Source organism: Paenibacillus campinasensis (assembly GCF_002272015.1).
Classification (GTDB): domain Bacteria; phylum Bacillota; class Bacilli; order Paenibacillales; family Paenibacillaceae; genus Paenibacillus_AQ; species Paenibacillus_AQ campinasensis.
The window spans coordinates 1-685 of sequence record NZ_NPBY01000135.1; the positions used below are offsets into that span (position 1 = coordinate 1).

A 685-nucleotide genomic window follows, 5' to 3' on the forward strand; every position below is an offset into this window, starting at 1 on the left:
AATTACAACCACTCGGTCCTCTATATTCTCCTATTTTAAAATTCCCAATATAAGAAAAAGTTTTATAATAATTATCATTTAAAAAAGCTTTATATGGTACATTAAAGTGGCATAAACTACGTGTTATATGAATCATTTTCATTTCCCTTCCATTTTATATCCAAACCATTGAATTAATGAGATCGGTATTAATCTAGGATTTAAGCCTGATAAGTAAGTTAATGCATTATCATCGAATCCAGACCAACAGAATTCACCTAGTCCTTTTTTTTCTGATACTAAGACCTCTCTTAATGCTTGAGCCATTAACCCAACTTCAATTAGTGCATGTCTATAGCCTCTTTGTTTGTACTTAATGATGGCTTTTTTCAAATCGATAGCATACCCTATTGCTAAATTAGAATAAATTTGTTTATTTGAAGTATTTAATACAGATAAAAAATCATTATACTCCTCAGAGCTCCATTCTTTTATTTTTTTTAAACTAAGTGCATAAGTATCGAAAACGTAACAACCTCTTAAATTCGATAACCCGTCTATTGCACTATCTTCTAATATATATACTAAAGGAACAATTGGATATAATGCTCCAGCTGATGGATATCTTTTAGAACCCGAGTCAAAATCTCTCCCGAACGAATTATAAATAATTGAATCGAAATCTTTTTTCGACATCGGAACCTTT

General features: G+C 30.2%; 1 protein-coding gene. It reads right to left on the reverse strand.

Annotation, left to right across the window (positions count from 1 at the left end; translation table 11 throughout):
• Positions 1–138: 138 nt before the first annotated feature.
• Positions 139–685: nitroreductase family protein (locus tag CHH67_RS26410; RefSeq protein WP_218832089.1), on the reverse strand; the 547-nt coding region annotated here is incomplete at its 5' end.